13 protein-coding genes and 1 tRNA gene are annotated in these 18,706 nt (G+C 45.2%); 11 read left to right on the top strand and 3 right to left on the bottom strand.

Features of this window, described 5'->3' with window-relative positions; translation table 11 throughout:
* Window positions 1-23: 23 nt before the first annotated feature.
* The 5 genes from LPH68_RS11075 (at window position 24) to LPH68_RS11055 (ending at window position 10,416) form a co-directional block, all read left to right on the top strand.
* Window positions 24-233 carry a hypothetical protein gene (locus LPH68_RS11075; RefSeq protein ID WP_004318206.1) on the top strand — a complete coding sequence of 70 codons (210 nt, stop codon included), beginning with the start codon at window positions 24-26 and terminating at the stop codon, window positions 231-233.
* Entirely contained in the window at window positions 230-1,396 is a 1,167-nt protein-coding gene (locus tag LPH68_RS11070) for a hypothetical protein (RefSeq protein ID WP_004318207.1), read from the top strand. Before LPH68_RS11075 ends, LPH68_RS11070 begins: the two co-directional genes overlap by 4 nt.
* A gap of 9 nt (window positions 1,397-1,405) precedes the next feature.
* Window positions 1,406-8,194 carry a CotH kinase family protein gene (locus LPH68_RS11065; protein ID WP_230296931.1) on the top strand — a complete coding sequence of 2,263 codons (6,789 nt, stop codon included), beginning with the start codon at window positions 1,406-1,408 and terminating at the stop codon, window positions 8,192-8,194.
* Window positions 8,195-8,624: 430 nt separating this feature from the next.
* Window positions 8,625-9,920, top strand: coding sequence for a reverse transcriptase domain-containing protein (locus tag LPH68_RS11060; protein ID WP_008640113.1), 1,296 nt, complete (start codon window positions 8,625-8,627; stop codon window positions 9,918-9,920).
* Between the two features lies 1 nt (window position 9,921).
* Window positions 9,922-10,416: a hypothetical protein gene (locus LPH68_RS11055; protein ID WP_007760657.1), complete on the top strand. Its 495-nt coding sequence runs from the start codon at window positions 9,922-9,924 to the stop codon at window positions 10,414-10,416.
* A gap of 48 nt (window positions 10,417-10,464) precedes the next feature.
* On the opposite strand, the gene LPH68_RS11050 is transcribed toward LPH68_RS11055, so the two are convergent.
* Window positions 10,465-11,610 carry a site-specific integrase gene (locus tag LPH68_RS11050; protein ID WP_004318212.1) on the bottom strand — a complete coding sequence of 382 codons (1,146 nt, stop codon included), beginning with the start codon at window positions 11,608-11,610 and terminating at the stop codon, window positions 10,465-10,467.
* Between the two features lie 158 nt (window positions 11,611-11,768).
* Window positions 11,769-11,842: transfer RNA gene (locus tag LPH68_RS11045), tRNA-Arg, on the bottom strand.
* Between the two features lie 286 nt (window positions 11,843-12,128).
* Here LPH68_RS11045 and LPH68_RS11040 point away from each other — a divergent pair.
* From LPH68_RS11040 to LPH68_RS11015, 6 genes are all read left to right on the top strand, one after another.
* Complete coding sequence (locus LPH68_RS11040) at window positions 12,129-12,863, top strand: hypothetical protein (protein ID WP_008022494.1); 735 nt, start codon at window positions 12,129-12,131, stop codon at window positions 12,861-12,863.
* Window positions 12,864-12,990: 127 nt separating this feature from the next.
* Window positions 12,991-13,998, top strand: coding sequence for an aminodeoxychorismate synthase component I (locus LPH68_RS11035; protein WP_118195203.1), 1,008 nt, complete (start codon window positions 12,991-12,993; stop codon window positions 13,996-13,998).
* Window positions 13,982-14,578, top strand: a complete 597-nt coding sequence (locus tag LPH68_RS11030; protein ID WP_008022489.1) for an aminotransferase class IV family protein — start codon at window positions 13,982-13,984, stop codon at window positions 14,576-14,578. Before LPH68_RS11035 ends, LPH68_RS11030 begins: the two co-directional genes overlap by 17 nt.
* Window positions 14,579-14,855: 277 nt before the next feature.
* Entirely contained in the window at window positions 14,856-15,530 is a 675-nt protein-coding gene (locus LPH68_RS11025; RefSeq protein WP_008770653.1) for a DUF2461 domain-containing protein, read from the top strand.
* A gap of 37 nt (window positions 15,531-15,567) precedes the next feature.
* A complete protein-coding gene (locus LPH68_RS11020) occupies window positions 15,568-16,014 on the top strand; it encodes a YhcH/YjgK/YiaL family protein (protein ID WP_008019991.1) in 447 nt (148 codons plus the stop codon).
* Between the two features lie 18 nt (window positions 16,015-16,032).
* Window positions 16,033-18,045, top strand: coding sequence for an alpha amylase C-terminal domain-containing protein (locus tag LPH68_RS11015; RefSeq protein ID WP_008640123.1), 2,013 nt, complete (start codon window positions 16,033-16,035; stop codon window positions 18,043-18,045).
* A gap of 87 nt (window positions 18,046-18,132) precedes the next feature.
* Here the strand turns inward: LPH68_RS11015 and LPH68_RS11010 are convergent, their stop codons facing one another.
* Entirely contained in the window at window positions 18,133-18,621 is a 489-nt protein-coding gene (locus tag LPH68_RS11010; protein WP_151923544.1) for a PepSY-like domain-containing protein, read from the bottom strand.
* Between the last annotated feature and the right edge of the window lie 85 nt (window positions 18,622-18,706).

Raw genomic sequence — 18,706 nt, 5'->3', positions numbered from 1 at the left:
TTGATAAACCCAACTTTTGCAGCATGGAAAAGCAGAATAATATCATCCTTGCCCCGTCATCTTCACAGGTGACGGAGCTTTATAAGCTTTGGAGGGAAAACCATGCGGGGCGGCTCTCGGACTTTTACAAGTTCCTGACGTCTCCCACGGATCAGCGTGATCGTTTCCTTTCCGGACTTGAAAATAAGAGTGAGTTTAACGGAATATTCATCGTTAACACCTTTGAATTATGAGTTTGACAGCAAACATTGATCCGACGGAAAACGCCTTTACCGGAAACCCTGTTTATCTTTCGGTAGAAACTACTTCTATGGCGACTTACAATATAATGTATTTCGTGAACTTTGAATTTATGCGTTCCATATTTACCGGTAACGGTAATGGAAGTTTCAAGGTGAATATCGCGGAGGTCCTGGAAACGCTTTTTGTTGATATTCCCCCGTTAACGGACAGTTCCGAGATGTTGATAAGCCTTTCCGATAAACGGTATAACAAGGCGGTCGTCACGATCACCCTTCAAAATGAGGAGGAAGAAACGGCCACTTTGGTTGTTACTGCCTGGCGTGGCGGTATATCCAAACGGGCTTTTAAGAAATTGCATGAAGAAGGTAATAACATCTTTTCTTTGAAGTTCTTGAATGAATCCTGCAATTTCTTCTTTACCACCCGGAGCAATGACTGGCGTATAACGATGCGCGAGACGGAACTTTACCCGCTCTGTTTCATCTATCCGGAGCACGAGCTGAAAATAACGGAACTTCTTACCGGACAAAGCCTTGCAGTACCAGGCACGGCAGGGAATTTCTACGCCTTGAACCTGGAGGCCGTAAGACTTAAATTCTTTACCGATTACGGGGTACTGGCCAACCTTTTTGACGTGTATAGCGGTGAAACGTTCGCTCTCCGGATCGGGATCGAGCAAAGCCCGACGGTCCGCGAGCGTTACCGGCTCCGGTTCCTGAACAGTTACGGGGTTTACGAGGTGTTTTCCCTGGAAGGCGAGGCGAGCGTAACTCCCGGCATGGATGAAGACGAAGACGCTGTTTTCCGGCGTTACGATGAAATTACCGATGATTATTATTCGGATCGCATACGTACGGAGATACAGGAAGCCGTAACGGTTAAGACGGGATTCAAACGCCCGCAGGAAATACGCTTTCTTCTTGACCTGCTTTCCTCCGATGATGTCTACCTGGCAGGTTACGGCCGGGAAGAGATCAAGGTAATTCCTTCGGCGGAAGAGTTTTCTTACCGTGTCCGTCCGGACGCGCCGCAGAACGTGACGTTAAAGCTCACGTTTGCCGAGAAGGAGTCCAACTGGACGGGAGAAATCACGGAAAGCGGCTACCGGAAACCGCGGGTTCATTCCAAAGAGTTCAGTAAACAATTTAATTAATGTATCTATATGGCAACACAGGAGTATATCGATGATCTTATTATAGTCATTGAAACCGCGGAGGACGCGGAAAGCGTTACCAACCAAATGGTGGCGGCGGTTCTTGGCTTCTTGAACGAACACCTGAAACTGGTTTCCCAGGGTAAGGAAATCGAGGCGGAGGAAGCCGCCCGCATTGCCGCCGATGCAGCCTTGCAGAAGGCTATCGACGCCGTTTCTCTACGTATCGACCGGCTTGTCGGCAACAACGCTTCGCAGGCAATCGACAACTTTAACGAAATTCTTGCTTTTCTGGACGGGCTTAAAGACAGTGATTCGCTGGCCGCATTGCTGGCCGATATCAACGCCCGTATCGGCAGCGAAGACGGTTCACAGAGTGAAGACGGTTCCCTTTGGGGAAAGCTGAAAAGTCTGTCCCAGGATATTAGCAGTTGTTCCGAGGACATAAGCACGTTGCAGGCAGACCGTGACGAAATGAAACAGGAGTTGCAGGAAACTGCCGGGCGTCTGTCTTCCACCTTTACCAATGTAAACAACCTCTTGAACGCCGGCAGCGTTTATAGTGATCTGTCGGGGGTGTTTGCAGCATTGAAAACGGCGGGGAAGATTGACGATGTCCGGAAAAACGGCGTGATCCTTTCTTTCCTCACTGCCGACGGCTGGGTGACGAAACAATTTAAAGGCAATCCGGACACGGATTTTGAGAATGTCGAAAAGTGGGAGGATTTCGGCAGCGGCGGTTCAGGCGGCGGGAATACCTATAATGTAACCGGCAGTGTGCCGCTTACGGAAGGTTTCTATACCCTGGCTTCCGCCATTGCCGCGGTACCGGAGAAGTGGCGCGGCCGGGGGCGTGTCATCACCTTTGAAACATCGCTCGGCAAATGGGAGACGTACCAGTTTACCGGAACCGCCCTGGATGCCTGGGACCAGGAGGCGAGCTGGGAAGAGTTCGGCGGCAAAGGAACGGTAAAGAGCGTAACGGTAAACGGCGAGAAGCAGACGCCGGACGCGGCCGGTAATGTGAATGTAAACGTGGATATCCTGGAAGTGGACGAGACTTTGTCCACCGATTCCACCAATCCGGTAGAAAACAAGGTAGTAACCGCCCGTTTTAACGAGGTGGACGCTTCCACGCTGTTTAACGTAAATGCGGAGGTAAGCGAGGATGAAACATCCGTCCGTCTGTCTTTCCAGAACAAAAGCGGCGCGGAAATTACCGCCGTGGATATCCCGGCCGGTTCCGGTGGAGGTTCCGGCGAAACGGTGGCTACTAAAATTGTCTTGAATGCGGCTGTAGATAACGCCATAATCAAGGAAGGCGGAAACGCCCGTCTTACTTATACATACGATCACCAATACACCACGGGGGATGAAAAGGGGGAATCTACCGGGCAAAAGGCGGATATCACCGTTACGATCAGGCGTGGAACAACTACCATGTATTCCCAGACGGTCAGCGATGTTTCCAAAGGCAGTTACGAACTGGACCTTTCAAGTTACTTGCTTGTTGGGAATACCGATATTTACGTAGTGGCAACCACAACCGATCCGACTACCGGCAAGAAACAGACCCGACAGGCGTTTACATCCGTGAAGGTTGTCAGCCTTTCCCTTACCAGCTCTTACAATCTGGCCGGGGCCATAGCCGCAGGCGGTTATACCCTGGCCGACACGATTAATATCCCTTATGCCGTGAGCGGTTCCGGAACAAAGGTCGTCACGCTTTATCTGAACGGCCGGCAACAGAACGCGCACACCATTACAAGATCGGGAACGACAAACGGCAGTTTCAGTTTGTCCCCCTCTTCGCTTGTGACCGGCCGGAATACCGTTCAAATGGTTGCCGAAATGGAGGCTTCCGCCGATCTCGTGTTAAAGTCTGAAAGTATCTATATTGATATTCTGAAATCCGGAGGATCGGCACCGTTCATCGGCACGATGATGAGTTTTCCGGACGGCCGTATTTTTACGGAGGACCATCTTGTTCCGCGCTTGGAAGCGGGGCAGTACGAACAGGTAAAATTTGACTTTGTGGCTTATGATCCTGACGCAACGCCGGCTCAAATGGACGTTTACCGGGACGGGGTGAAAACGCAGTCTGTCAGTGTGGCCCGTACTACGCAGACATATACCAACCGTTTTACGGAGCAGGGCGAGATCACTATGAAATTTAAGACGGGGGCCACGGAATACCCGTTTTATATCGACGTAACGGAAAGCGGGATCGACTTGCAGGAAACTACCGCCGGGCTTGTACTGAAACTTTCGGCAGCCGGGCGGAGCAACAGCGAATCCGATCCGGGAGCCTGGGATTATGGCGACATACATACGACATTTTCTGGTTTCGACTGGAGCAGCAACGGCTGGACGGGTGACGCCCTGAAACTTACGGGAGGCGCGAAGATTGAAATCGGGTACCGGCCGTTCTCCACGGATGCAACCACTACCGGGGCTACCTATGAAATGGAAATTCTTTGTTCGTCGGTAACGGACCGGCAGGGGGTGATACTGGACTGTATGGCCGGCGATATCGGTTTCCAGATGACAACGGAGCAGGCCCTTATGCGTGTTTCCGGCGGTACGGAAGTAAGTACGAAGTTTGCAAGTGATATGAACCTGAAAATGGCCTTTATTGTCGGGGCCAAGGCCGGTAAGCGGTTGCTGGAACTTTATGTAAACGGAATCCGTTGCGGAGCGGTGCAGTATGGGGCTACCGAAGGATTACTGCAGGCGGAACCGGTGAACATCCGTTTGTTCAGTGATACGGCGGATGTGGAGATCAGGAATTTCCGTATTTATAACCGTGCGCTTACGGATGATGAAGAATTGAACAATTACATGGTAGACCGGACTACGTCGGACGAAATGGTCCTGTTATTTGAAAAGAATGATGTTACGGGGGACAACGGTACGGATATCGACATAGACAAGTTACGCGCCCAGGGAAAGGCGGTTATGCGAATTGTCGGCGATGTGAACCTTGTCAACGCCACCAATAACAAGAAATTCGAGGTACCGGTCGATATCTATTTTTATAGCCCGCAGGGTAAGGAGTACGATTTTGTAGCAAGGAATGTCGGTCTAAGAATACAGGGTACATCATCCACCACTTATCCGCGTAAGAATTACCGTCTTTATTTCTTGCGCCTGGAAAAATACGGTACCACGCTGGAAGTTAACGGCGTGGATGTGCCGTCCCTTGAATACAGTTTCAAACCGGGAGCACGGCCGATCAGTATATTCTGTTTGAAAGCGGACTTTTCCGATTCTTCCGGTACACATAATACCGGTGCGGTGCGTATTGTGAACGACGTTTGGAAGAGGTGCGGGTGGCTGACACCGCCGCAGGCTGCATATAAGGGGGAATATGACGTACGTATAGGCGTGGACGGTTTCCCTATGGACCTGTTTTATGACAACGACGGCACCGGTGCGAATACTTATCTGGGAAAATACAATTTCAATAATGAGAAGTCGGAAAGTGCGATCATTTACGGTTTTGAAGGAATTGAAGGATTCAACGACGAAGCGGCCCTGAACGGGCAGCGTAACAAATGTATCTGTCTGGAGTTCCTGAACAACTCCGAGGCCCTTTGTCTGTTCGGGACTACCGACATGTCTTCTTTTGATGATGCGCTGGAATTTCGTTTCAAGGCGGACACTACCTGGGCGGATGCACACGAGGACGACAAGGCGGCAGTTACAAGGCTTTGGAACTGGATCGATTCATGTAAGGATGATCCCGCCAAGTTCCTGGCGGAATATAACCAGTATTTCGGTAATGACAGCCCGTTTGCATGGTATCTGATTACCGATTACTTTATGGCTGTGGATAACCGGGCAAAAAACATGATGCTGGCGACTTGGGACTCTCTGATCTGGTATTTCCTTCCTTACGATATGGACACGCTGTTCGGTGTGCGTAATGATTCGGTACTGAAATACGAATATACCATTACCCACGAAAGTTTTGACGATAGTATCGGTAGTTATGCTTTTGCCGGCCATGATTCCGTTTTATGGGAACTGGTACGGTCTTGTCCGGACAAATTGCGTGAAGTGGCGGAAACCTTGCGTAGCAATATGAGCCTTGAATATGTCCTGCAAGTATTTAACGAGGAACAAATGGGCAACTGGTGCGAGCGGATTTATAACAAGGATTCGGAATATAAATATATCCTTCCGCTTACCGAAGGGGTGACAACCGGCAGCGGAACCAGTTATTATAATTATCTGTATGCCTTGCAGGGAAGCCGTTACGCGCACCGTACTTATACCATTCAGAACCGTTTCGCCCTTCTGGATAGTCAATACGTGGCCGGTACTTATCGTCGTGACAGCTTCGCGGCTTATTTCGGGTATAAGTTCGGCAGCGATAACCGGAAAATTCGGATTACGGCCTCCGAACGGTATTATTACGGGTACGGTTACACGTCCGGAACACCGCACCAAAGCGCGGTACTTGCAGAAACGGCCGGGGCTGTGGTGGAACTGACAATGGACACGGATTTAATAGTAAACGATCCGCAATATTTCTACGGTGCAAGCCGTATTCGCGGGCTTGATCTGACGGATGTAGCCCACGCCATTGTCGGCACGTTGAACCTGAACAACTGTACGGCCTTGCGTGAACTGAATGTTAGCTGTGAGGCCGGACAGATGACACTTAACGCCCTTCTGGTGGGTAATTGCCGTAACCTTCGACAACTCGACATATCCGGGCTTAAATCCTCTTCCTTTACCGGTATGGACCTTTCAAGCAACACCAAACTTGAAACCTTCCTGGCCGGTGATACATCCCTTACCGGTGTGACATTCGCCGGCGGTGCGCCTCTGGCCGTTTGCGTCCTTCCCGCAACTTTGCAGACGCTGGAGCTCCGGTACCTGAACAAACTGACCAATGCAGGGCTGCAGCTGGAAAGCACGGCAAATATCACGCGCCTTGTGATTGATAACTGTAGCCTGATCGACTGGAACACGTTGTTACAGCAATGCAGCGCGACCAGCTATCTACGAATTACCGGTATAGATATGGACGGGGACGGAAGTTTGCTTCGCGGGCTTATGACAATGGGCGGTGTTGATGAAGACGGGGGAAACGTGCAGACGTGCCGCCTGGTGGGTACGTACCGGCTGACCCAGTCCATGTCGGACGAAGAGTACGCCGCCACCTGTGCGCACTTCCCGGAACTGAATATCATTCAGCCGCAGTTTGTCTGCATAAAAATAGACCAGACGGTAGAGGACGGGGAAAAGATTACAAACCTGGATAACTCTACCGGATATGACTATAATACGGAATTTACCCCGTCTTCCCATATCCTGGAGGTGTTGGCGAAAAGACATTGCGTTCTGGCCAAAAAGACGGCGGAGGGTGAAATGACCTGTTATCCGCTTCATGATGAGAGCCGGAACAAATACGCCGACAGTGACAGCGTGGAGAACGCCACGGATGCAGTATTAACCGGATCGGAAGGCGAAGTTTACGTATATGAGCCTCATTACTGGTACAAGGGAGTAACGGACGTGCTGAACCAATGTCTGTACGGTTTTATTTCAAGCAATGAGGATGCGCCGGCAGCGGCAGGGTACACCAGTGTAAAACTTACCCGCGAAGAGCTGGAGGTAACGGAAGGGATCGGGATTCGTAAGAATACGGATTACACGACCCTTGAAGAGGCGAAGAATGAATACGAATCCGGATCGTTCGCCCTGGTGGACGTGCGGGATTACAAGCAGGTCCGTTTCCCCGGTCTGGCTTCCACTCTTTACGGGGCTGCATTTATAGATGATACGGGCAAAATAGTAAGTCGGGTAAGCGTTTCAAACGCGAACGGTTTTATTAATGGTATGTACCTGTTTTGTGCTGTTCCCGCAGGGGCTACTTTCCTGGCCTTTACTTTCCTTAATTCGGCGGCCTTCGATTTCGTTTTACTCACAACGTCGGAAAGTGTGGAAGCGATCGAGCCGGACTGGGTAGAGCATACGGAATGCCTGGGCGGTGCTTATGAAGCTTACTTGATTGATGATGTATTGCGTTCTGTCAGTGGTGTTTCAAGTGTAGGAACCATTTCACAGAGCCAGGCAATCAAATACGCCCAGAACAGGGGCAAAGGTTTCCAGCTGTTCGACTGGGAGATGCACAAGGATGTGGGTAATCTGCATTTCTTTAAATACGGTAATACCGATTCGCAGGGAGTTTGCGGATATGGAACAAGTAATTACCAAAAAGTGACGGGCCTTACAAATGCACTGGGGATGCGTGATACGGTTTCTTATTATAAGGAAAAAGGCGGTTCCAATCCACAGGCGGAAGGTGCTTACCGGGACGGTGTAAATTATCAGTCCGTCAATGTACTGGGATATGAAAATTTCCAGGGAAATAAGGCGGAATGGTTGCAGTATGTCACGGTAAACAAGACGGCAGCGGACGGAAGGTGGTTTATTACCATGCCGGACGGAACGGAACGCGTTGTACAGGGAATTACTGTTTATAATGCGGATATTTATCCTACCCACATGGTTTGGGGCCGGTATATGGATTTGATTGCAGCCAAAGAAGGCGGTTCCACTTCTTCACATTGGTTCGACAGGTTCTATGTGGGTACCGGGCTTTCTCGTGTGGTGTATCGGTCGAGCTACAGCGCGAGCGCGTTGGGCGGTGTTTCGTTTGCGTTCGCGAGTAACGATTCATCGTACGCGTATGCGAGCATCGGCGTTCGGCTTGCCTTCAGGGGCATAATACGCTGGGCGGGCAGCGTCGCGGCCTTTAAAGCCATAAATCAGGCTGATTAAGATAAAAAAAACAACGTAAAACGTTGTGCGGGTAGCGCAGGCGTCCGGAAGTAAGACGGGTGCCGGTGCTTCCTGAAAGTACAAAGGCGGATTTCCTCATATACACTCGTGTGGTGTATCGGTCGAACAACAACGCGAACGCGTTAGGCGGTGTTTCGTATGCGAACGCGAATAACGATTCATCGAACACGAATGCGAACATCGGCGTTCGGCTTGCAAACAATTAGGATAAAGAAAAAGCGCATAAGCCTTAAAAATTGGCGTACAACAGTGGGGACGTGTCCCCGGCGTGGAGCCAAGAGGAATGAGCCTCGCCAACAGCAGCCGTTTACGGCTGGAAAGGGGAAAAATAAAGCGCAGGGCAATGGGGTTTGGTAGGAACTTTTTTCGAAGAAGCCCGGCCCGGGGAATTGAAGGCTAATTTATTATCATGTGGAGAGAAGATAATATTATAGAAGAGATTGTCGAGGACTCCAATATAGAGGACGCCATAAAAACGGTATTGCGTAAAAGAAGACGAAAGCGCAGCTTTGCCGGGCGTAGAATACTGGCGGATGTCCCGAAGGCAGTAGAGAGGATCAGGAAACGGATCAGGAGCGGGCGGTTCAAGCTCGGAGGATATCGGGAAATGACCGTAGACGACGGGCCGAAGGTAAGGATCGTACAAGCGGTTTCCCTGGAGGACAGGATCGTTCTTAACGCTGTTATGAATGTGGTGGACCGGCATTTGAAAGTACGTTTTATCCGGACTACTTCCGCATCCATTAAAAACAGGGGAACGCATGACCTTTTACAGTATATCGTTAAAGATATAAAGGATGATCCCGAAGGAACCCTGTTCGGGTACCAGTTCGATATAACGAAATTCTATGAGAGCGTAGACCAGGACGTTTTGCTGGATGCAGTGAAAAGGATGTTCAAGGATAAAATATTGATCGGAATCCTGGAAGAGTGCATCCGCATGATGCCTAAAGGCGTAAGTATCGGGCTAAGATCATCACAGGGGCTTTGTAATTTGCTTCTATCCATTTACCTGGATCACCGGTTAAAGGATCAGGAGGCGGTAGCACATTATTACCGGTATTGTGACGATGGTCTGGTGCTTTCCGGTAGTAAGAAATACCTTTGGAAGGTTAGGGATATCATTCATGAACAGACCCGGAAAGCTCGCCTGGAGATTAAAAGCAATGATACCGTTTTCCCGATCACCGAAGGTATCGACTTTCTGGGATATGTAACCCGCCCGGATCATGTACGGTTAAGGAAGCGTAACAAACAAAAGTTCGCCCGCAAGATGCACAAGATTAAAAGCAAGAAACGTAGGCAGGAGTTAACCGCTTCATTTTACGGGCTTACGAAACATGCCGATTGCAAGAACTTATTTTATAAACTAACAGGAAAGAAAATGAAAAAATTAAAAGATTTGGGCTACAAGTACAAGCCTAAAGACGGACGGAAACGATTTACCGGGACAAGGATCAAGTCGCCCGAACTGATGAACAAAGATGTGATCGTACTTGATTATGAAAAGGATGTGCCGACGAAAAACGGAAACCGGACTGTTATAAAGCTGGAACTCGACGGCAAGGAGAGAAAGTATTTTACCAGCCTGGAGGAAACACTTTTCATTTGTGAATCAGCGGCAAAAGACGGAGAACTGCCTTTTGAAGCACATTGCGAAGGTGAAGTAAGTGAAAAAGGATTGATAATTATACATTTTACTTGAAATGATACGAATTTATGCAGACAGCAAGGCGGAACCGGTAAGATGTACCAACCGCCGCCGGGGAATCTGGCGTATTACGTGGGATTACCAGGAAACAGAGACACCCGAAGGAGTGCAACGTAGTTACATGGAAGAGACGTTCGATCATCTACCCGCACTGGCAGAAATCAAGGCGGTTATTAATGAATGGTATAACCGGAAGATAACCGACACGATCGAAAGCGGGTACGTATGGAACGGCCTGAAAGTCTGGCTTTCCATGGAGAACCAGATGAATTATAAGACGGCGTACGATCTTGCCTTGCAGACAGGCGGGGAAAACCTTCCTGTTACTTTCAAGCTCGGGGAAGAAGACAACCCGACGTTTTACGAGTTTGCAAGTATGCAGCAACTACAAGAGTTTTACACCGGTGCCGTGAAACATATACAGGAGACACAAAAGGAAGGCTGGGCACTTAAAAAGGCGATAGACTGGAGCGTTTATACGTTGGAGTAGAAAAGTGAAGGGGGAAGCAGGAAACACGTTTCCCCCTCACTTTTGGGGTTATAACATATCATCAAAGGCGTGTATTCCCACTTCGCGTTCATCCTCCAGAACATGTGCGTAAACCATTGTCATAGTTATAGAACTATGTCCCAAAAGGTGGGATAGTGTTACGATATCATGTGTTTTCTTATAATACAGGGTAGCGAATGTATGCCGGCCGGTTTTTGAACTGATATCCTTTGTTATTCCTACTTTACCGGCTATAGTTTTCAGTACCCGGTTTATATCCTGATCCGTGGGAAGGTTCATAAACAGGTTGCCTTTTGTACGTCCGGCCCGATAATATTCATAGATATAACGTGCCGGGTCCGATAAAGGTACAGTTACCGGTATTTTGGTCTTGCCTCGTGTGTAGTGTAGTTCATTCCCTATGAACTGGTTTATCTGCAATGCTTTTGCATCGCCTATATGCAAAGAAGTAAAACAAAGAAACAGAAAAAAACGGAGTACGTTCTGGGTACATTCTTCCAAGCGGCCGGACCGGTACAAAGCGGTCAGGCGGAGGAGTTCTTCTTCCGTCAGGTATATAACTTCACTTTTGGGGCGACGTATCTTTATGGCCGCGAACGGGTCATGGTCCATATAACCGCCACGTATGGCGGCACCTACATATATTTTGATAGTAGCCATGTTACGCCATGCCGTAGAATCCATGTTACCTATTTTGCGAAGATATGCAAAGAAAGACAGGAGAAATTCGTGGGTAATCTCTGAAAATACAAGGCCGGGTGCGAATGTTTCCAGTTTCTTGATGATAGAAACGTGATGTTTCCAGGTACCGAAAGAAATAGTTTTGCTAATTTGTTTGAGGTAAACCCGTGCAAAATCAAAGAAGGTACCAAAATCGGAGGGATTGTTATACTGGCGGAAGAAACTTTCTTTTGTCAGCGTCTCATTTTTAAGACGGGCACGGACAAATATATCGCTTACTCGTGAACGGATATTGGAGATGATTAAATTTTTATCCTTACTTTCTTTGTCCCGGCCTTTTATCACTTCGTTTTGCTCATCCCATTCTTTAGAGGTGACACTTAACCTTACCGCGATTCTTATTTTCTCGCGGTTGATATAAAATTCCACATACAGGGGGAGCCGGTCGGTTTTGCCTTTTTTGCCTTGTCTTACAACTCTTATTGCCGTCATTTTTATATGCCTATTTTATGCCTGTAGAGGGGATATGCCTACAAATATGCCTACACAGGCAGGTTATTAAAAGTTAAACGGGGCGAAAGTAAAACGTTTAATATCAGCTATTTAAAAGAAAAATCCGATAACATTTAACTGTTACCGGATGTTAATAGTGATTCCGAAGCGATTCGAACGCTTGACCCACGCCTTAGAAGGGCGTTGCTCTATCCAGCTGAGCTACGGAACCAGCCTTATTTGCGGATGCAAAGGTAGTGCTTTTTATGAAAATTCAAAAACTTTCCGGCACTTTTTTATTCATATTTTTCTTTATGGCTATGAATCAGTAATTTATAAAAGAGAAATATTTTGTTTAGTTATATGGTTTGGGATGAATAAATAGGAAAACGTCATTTTTACGAAGAATAACGAAAGTTATATAGGTTTCAAAAAGGTCAAAAAAATAAAATACGGTTGTGTTTTTCTATTATAACTTCTACTTTTGGACGATAAACAACTAAAAAACACATAAAGTTATGAAGAAATTGATTTTTTTATTTGCATTTTGTATTGTAGTGACTAATGTTTTTGCACAAACCGCCCCAGAGCAATTGAAAAAAGAAGGAAATGATGCATTTAATGCTAAAAATTATCCAGTAGCGTATGCGAAGTTCAGCGAATATCTGAAACAGACTAATAATCAAGATTCTGCAACAGCTTACTATTGTGGTATAGCAGCAGACGAAGTGAAAAAGTATGCGGAAGCCGTGACCTTTTTCGATATTGCTATTCAGAAAAAATTTAATATAGGAAATGCGTATGCTCGTAAAGCTTTGGCTTTAGATGCACAAAAGAAGACTGCTGAATATGTAGCTACATTAGAAGAAGGGCTGAAAGTCGATCCTAAGAATAAGACAATGGTGAAGAATTATGGTCTTCATTATTTGAAAGCAGGACTTGCAGCACAGAAAGCTGGAAAAGCAGAAGAAGCAGAAGATTGTTTCAAGAAAGTAATTCCGTTGGATCACAAGCAGTATAAAACAAATGCATTGTACAGTTTAGGAGTTTTGTGTTATAATGACGGAGCTAATATCCTGAAGAAAGCTGCTCCTTTAGCAAATTCAGACGCAGACAAATATGCTGCAGAAAAAGCAAAAGCGGATGGAAGATTTAAAGAAGCATTAGACTATTTGGAAGAGGCTGCTAAGATCTCTCCGGAAAATGAAAATGTGAAAAAGATGCTTCCTCAAGTGAAAGCTGTTATGAAGTAATTTGACCAATCTTGTAAATGATAGAGGGTTGCCGGTATGATACGTCGGGCAACCCTTTTTTATTGCTATCTTTTTCTAATCTATACTTTTTGTGTACATTTGCCGTTCCTAAACGCTGAAATATTTTATGCACTTATATAATAAGGAACAGGCCATCAAACGGATGAATCAGTTTGGACAACACCATCGTCCTTTTGTTTTTATTATCAATTATCTGCAGGATGCATCTTATATAGAAGAGGTTGCTGCTGTTGATTCTACTGAACTTTTGTATAATTTGAATGGATTTACCAATCAAGCTACGTCAACTGAAAAGTATACACCTTCTTTTTCTGCTAAACCAGCGAACTCTATCCATTGGCAGCCTTCTGCAGAATCTTTCTATTCCTATCAACGCTCGTTTAATATTGTCCGACAGAATATCTTGGCTGGAAATAGTTTTCTCACAAATCTGACTTGTCGCACTCCGGTAGATACCAATCTCACTCTGAAAGATATTTATTATCACTCTAAAGCGATTTATAAGCTATGGGTTAAAGACACTTTTACTGTTTTTTCTCCAGAAATATTTGTGAGAATTCATCAGGGAAAAATTAGCTCATACCCGATGAAAGGGACTATTGACGCTTCCATTCCTTCTGCTGCCCAATTATTGATGAACGATCCTAAAGAGGCGGCAGAACACGCTACTATCGTAGACTTGATTCGTAATGATTTAAGCATGGTTGCCAATCAAGTGTCCGTTTCCCGGTATCGGTATATCGATACATTGCAGACTAATCAGGGGGCGATTCTTCAGACAAGCTCTGAAATCCAAGGCATATTGCCGGAAAACTATCCGGAACATTTGGGAGAACTTATTTTCCGACTTTTGCCAGCCGGTTCCATTACCGGTGCCCCCAAGAAAAAAACGATGCAGATTATTCGGGAAGCTGAAACTTACGACAGAGGATTTTATACAGGAATTATGGGCTATTCGGATGGAATTAATCTGGATAGTGCCGTTATGATACGTTTTGTAGAACAGGAAGGAGAAAAAATGTATTTTAAAAGCGGAGGTGGAATCACCTGTCAGAGCGATGCGGAAAGTGAGTATAACGAAATGAAACAAAAAATATATGTACCCATTTATTGAGACTATCCGGATAGAGGATGGACAGATTTATAATCTTGATTATCACACAGAGCGTTTCAATAGAACCCGTTCAGTCTTTTGGAAAGATACTGTTCCGCTTGATTTGCGTGAGTATATATCGCCACCAGTTTTAAACGGGATTCATAAATGCCGGATTGTGTATGGAAAAGAAGTAGAAGAAGTCACGTATGCTCCTTATCAGATGCGGAAAGTGTCCTCTTTGCATCTGATAGAATCCGATACCATTAATTACACTTACAAAAGCACACATCGGGAAGAACTGAACGCTTTGTATGCCCAAAGAGGAATGGCAGATGACATTTTAATCGTGAAAGACGGCTATCTGACAGATACTTCTATTGCCAATATCGCCCTCTACGATGGGCACACATGGTTTACTCCGGCTCATCCGTTACTCCAGGGAACGAAGCGGGCGGAACTTCTGAATAAGCAATTCATTGTTGAGAAAGACATCGCGCAAGTACATTTAAACGACTATTCACATATCATGTTATTCAACGCCATGATTGACTGGGAACGTATTGTATTGCCTATAAATGAGAAACATTTCATTCTATAAACGATAATTAACTGAAATATACAGAGCATTGCTGAACAAATGTCACTTTTGTACTGTTATATTTATGTGTTTTTCATAGTATTAGATATAAGATTAATTAAAGAGATTGTACTCCACTTGTGAAAGCTAAAGTACGTCAGAGACAGAAGAGTCTGTTTTTTTGATAAATGTGTTAAAGCATCGGTTTTACCAGGCCGATGCTTTTTTTATGTCCTTTTACCCCCTTTTGTAGTTTATATGAAATAAAATTTGTACGTTTGTAGAGTAATAATAGAAAATGATAAAGATGAACATACCCGTTATCTTTCAGTTTTTAAAAGATCTTTCCGCGAATAATAATCGTGAGTGGTTTAATGAGCACAAGGCAGAATATGAAACAGCCCGTGCCGAGTTCGACAACTTTTTGGCAACAGTGATTGCCCGTATTTCCCTGTTTGATGAAACTATCCGGGGAATTCAACCCAAAGACTGTACTTATCGCATTTACCGGGATACCCGCTTCTCTGCGGATAAAACACCTTATAAAATACATTTCGGCGGCTATATCAATGCCAAAGGAAAGAAATCCGACCATTGTGGATATTATGTCCACTTGCAGCCGGATGGTTCGATGCTTGCCGGAGGAAGCTTGTGTCTGCCTTCCAATATCCTGAAAGCAGTGCGTCAGTCTATTTATGACAATATCGAAGAATTTGTTGCGATCGTAGAAGATCCGGAGTTTAAGAAATACTTTCCGGTGATAGGGGAGGATTTTCTGAAAACAGCTCCGAAAGGCTTCCCGAAAGACTTCAAGTATGTCGATTATTTGAAATGTAAAGAGTATGTTTGCTCTTATAATGTTCCTGATGACTTCTTTACCCGGCCGGATATGTTGGAACAGATGGACAAAGCGTTCCGCCAGTTCAAGCGGTTTGCTGATTTTATAAATTATACGATTGATGATTTTGAATAAATAATGCCTGGAATATAAACTTTAAAATTTAACTTATATGGTAGTAGATACTTTAGAAAATCTGGAGAAATATGCGTCTTTAAATCCTTTGTTTGCACAAGCCATTGACTTCTTGAAGTCTCATGACCTCCAAGCCATGGAAATTGGTAAGACAGAACTGAAAGGGAAAGATCTGTTCGTGAATATCGCACAAACCAAGCCTAAAACAAAAGAGGAAGCCAAACTGGAAACTCATAACGAATTTATTGACATTCAAATCCCGTTGTCGGGAACAGAAATTATGGGGTATACCGCTGCTAAAGATTGTGTTCCGGCAGATGCACCTTATAACGCAGAAAAAGACATTACTTTCTTTGAAGGATTGGCAGAAACATACGTTACCGTAAAACCGGGAATGTTTGCTATCTTCTTCCCGCAAGACGGTCATGCTCCCGGCATCACTCCGGATGGTGTGAAAAAAGTAATCGTAAAAGTAAAAGCATAATCCTAATTCAATTCTGATATGGAAAAGACACTTAATCTCATAAAAAATGATCCCTGGCTGGAACCTTTTGCCGGTGCTATCACCGGGCGTCATCAGCATGTATTAGACAAGGAAGCTGAATTGACGAATAAAGGCAAACAAACCCTTTCAGATTTTGCATCGGGGTATCTTTATTTTGGATTGCATCGCACCGATAAGGGATGGACTTTCCGTGAATGGGCGCCCAATGCTACTCATATTTATATGGTGGGTACATTTAATAATTGGGAGGAAAAAGCAGCCTATAAGCTGAAAAAACTAAAGAATGGCAATTGGGAAATTAACCTGCCGGCGGATGCCATTCATCATGGCGATCTCTACAAATTGAATGTATACTGGGAAGGCGGACAAGGCGAGCGTATTCCTGCATGGGCTACTCGTGTGGTGCAGGATGAACAGACCAAGATATTCAGTGCACAAGTCTGGGCTCCGGAGAAACCCTATAAATTCAAAAAGAAAACATTTAAGCCCGACACGAATCCACTGTTGATTTATGAATGTCATATCGGAATGGCACAACGGGAGGAAAAAGTGGGCACTTATAACGAATTCCGCGAGAAAATACTTCCCCGTATCGCTGAAGAAGGGTATAACTGTATCCAGATTATGGCCATTCAGGAACATCCTTATTATGGAAGTTTCGGCTATCATGTATCCAGCTTTTTTGCTGCCTCTTCCCGTTTTGGTACTCCCGACGAATTGAAAGCATTGATCGATGCCGCTCATGAGATGGGAATTGCTGTGATTATGGACATTGTTCATTCACATGCAGTGAAGAATGAAGTAGAAGGATTAGGAAACTTTGCCGGTGATCCGAATCAGTATTTCTATCCGGGCGTTCGTCGCGAACATCCGGCTTGGGATTCTCTATGCTTCGATTATGGCAAGAACGAAGTGATTCACTTCCTGTTGTCTAACTGCAAGTACTGGTTGGAAGAATATAAATTTGACGGCTTCCGTTTTGACGGAGTCACTTCTATGCTATATTATAGTCACGGTTTGGGTGAAGCCTTCTGTAACTATGGAGATTATTTCAACGGTCATCAGGATGATAATGCGATTTGTTACCTGACATTGGCTAATGAAGTGATTCATCAGGTAAATCCGAAAGCGATAACCATTGCGGAAGAAGTTTCCGGTATGCCGGGGCTGGCTGCAAAAATAGAAGATGGCGGTTACGGCTTCGATTATCGTATGGCCATGAACATTCCGGACTATTGGATCAAGACAATCAAAGAAAAGATTGATGAAGACTGGAAACCTTCCAGCATGTTCTGGGAAGTAACCAACCGTCGTCAGGATGAAAAGACCATTTCGTATGCAGAAAGCCACGACCAGGCATTAGTGGGAGACAAGACAATTATCTTCCGTCTGATTGATGCTGATATGTACTGGCACATGCAAAAGGGAGATGAAAATTATGTTGTCAACCGTGGTATCGCTTTGCACAAAATGATTCGTTTATTGACCTCTTCAACCATTAACGGAGGTTATCTGAACTTCATGGGAAATGAATTCGGTCATCCCGAATGGATTGACTTCCCGCGTGAAGGTAACGGATGGTCATGTAAATATGCCCGTCGCCAATGGGATTTGGTAGACAACAAGAATCTGACCTATCATTATATGGGTGATTTTGATAAGAATATGCTGAAAGTTCTGAAGAGCGTGAAAAACTTTCAAACGACACCTGTTCAGGAAATATGGCATAATGATGGCGATCAGGTATTGGCATACGGCCGTAAAGACCTTATATTTGTCTTTAACTTTAATCCGAAACAGTCATTTACCGACTATGGATTCCTGGTAACTCCGGGAGCTTATGAAGTAATATTGAATACGGACGACGTTGCATTTGGAGGAAACGGTTTGGCAGATGATTCTGTAGTGCACTTTACTATTGCCGATCCGCTGTACAGTAAGGAAAAGAAAGAGTGGTTGAAACTCTACATTCCTGCCCGTACCGCCGTAGTGCTTAGAAAGAAGAAATAATTTTATCTTTAAATAAGAAGCCCCTGCAACTATCATTGTATATCTGCAGGGGTTTTCTCGTATATTGCGCTATTGAATGATTTAGTTCTAGTTTACCAAAAAGGTACTTGGGCCGAGAATATCATACATATCACTCACATTGCGTGTTTTCAGTAATACTCCTTGTGGAGTATAGAATAACTGATATTTGATGTCAACGTTATCTTGGCCTACTTTAATTACAATAATAGCTTGCCATTTGGGAAACTCTACCATTGTCACATTATCTACCACCCAACTAGCGTATGGCCCGGATACAAAAGCATTATAGACTGCCGGTGACAGACGATCAAGGCTAACAAGGTCAGTCTGTGTCATCACCCATTGCCCCCGGACGTTAAACCACACATTTTTAGTAAATCCGTTCATTACAAAATTGGCGCAATAATATCCGTCATCTTGTGACCAGGCAATGCCGTTTGCTTTGGGATACATTTTCTTGAAAGTTGCCTGTACATTGCCGGGAGGGGTATCTCCAAAAACAGATGTAGATAATAGCCAAAACAGTGTGATCGCACAAATCATAAATTTCTTCATAAGCTTTGAGTTTAGAGAATTAGTTATAACTAAACAGCCTTTGAGAATATTTGTTTGAGCGATGTACATAAAATAATCCTCCGGG

The sequence above is a fragment of the Bacteroides sp. 1_1_30 genome, from assembly GCF_020982715.1.
In the GTDB taxonomy this organism is placed as follows: Bacteria; Bacteroidota; Bacteroidia; order Bacteroidales; family Bacteroidaceae; genus Bacteroides; species Bacteroides xylanisolvens.
The sequence above is the reverse complement of the archived record's forward strand: the minus strand, read 5'-3'. Positions and strand labels throughout refer to the sequence as shown.

Bases quoted from the DNA above. Each gene is read 5' to 3' on its own strand.
- LPH68_RS11070 (WP_004318207.1), top strand. From the start codon at position 230: ATGAGTTTGACAGCAAACATTGATCCGACGGAAAACGCCTTTACCGGA.
- LPH68_RS11040 (WP_008022494.1), top strand. From the start codon at position 12,129: ATGAAGAAATTGATTTTTTTATTTGCATTTTGTATTGTAGTGACTAAT.
- LPH68_RS11035 (WP_118195203.1), top strand. From the start codon at position 12,991: ATGCACTTATATAATAAGGAACAGGCCATCAAACGGATGAATCAGTTT.
- LPH68_RS11060 (WP_008640113.1), top strand. From the start codon at position 8,625: ATGTGGAGAGAAGATAATATTATAGAAGAGATTGTCGAGGACTCCAAT.
- LPH68_RS11025 (WP_008770653.1), top strand. From the start codon at position 14,856: ATGATAAAGATGAACATACCCGTTATCTTTCAGTTTTTAAAAGATCTT.
- LPH68_RS11015 (WP_008640123.1), top strand. From the start codon at position 16,033: ATGGAAAAGACACTTAATCTCATAAAAAATGATCCCTGGCTGGAACCT.
- LPH68_RS11050 (WP_004318212.1), bottom strand. From the start codon at position 11,610: ATGACGGCAATAAGAGTTGTAAGACAAGGCAAAAAAGGCAAAACCGAC.
- LPH68_RS11010 (WP_151923544.1), bottom strand. From the start codon at position 18,621: ATGAAGAAATTTATGATTTGTGCGATCACACTGTTTTGGCTATTATCT.
- LPH68_RS11030 (WP_008022489.1), top strand. From the start codon at position 13,982: ATGTACCCATTTATTGAGACTATCCGGATAGAGGATGGACAGATTTAT.
- LPH68_RS11020 (WP_008019991.1), top strand. From the start codon at position 15,568: ATGGTAGTAGATACTTTAGAAAATCTGGAGAAATATGCGTCTTTAAAT.
- LPH68_RS11075 (WP_004318206.1), top strand. From the start codon at position 24: ATGGAAAAGCAGAATAATATCATCCTTGCCCCGTCATCTTCACAGGTG.
- LPH68_RS11055 (WP_007760657.1), top strand. From the start codon at position 9,922: ATGATACGAATTTATGCAGACAGCAAGGCGGAACCGGTAAGATGTACC.
- LPH68_RS11065 (WP_230296931.1), top strand. From the start codon at position 1,406: ATGGCAACACAGGAGTATATCGATGATCTTATTATAGTCATTGAAACC.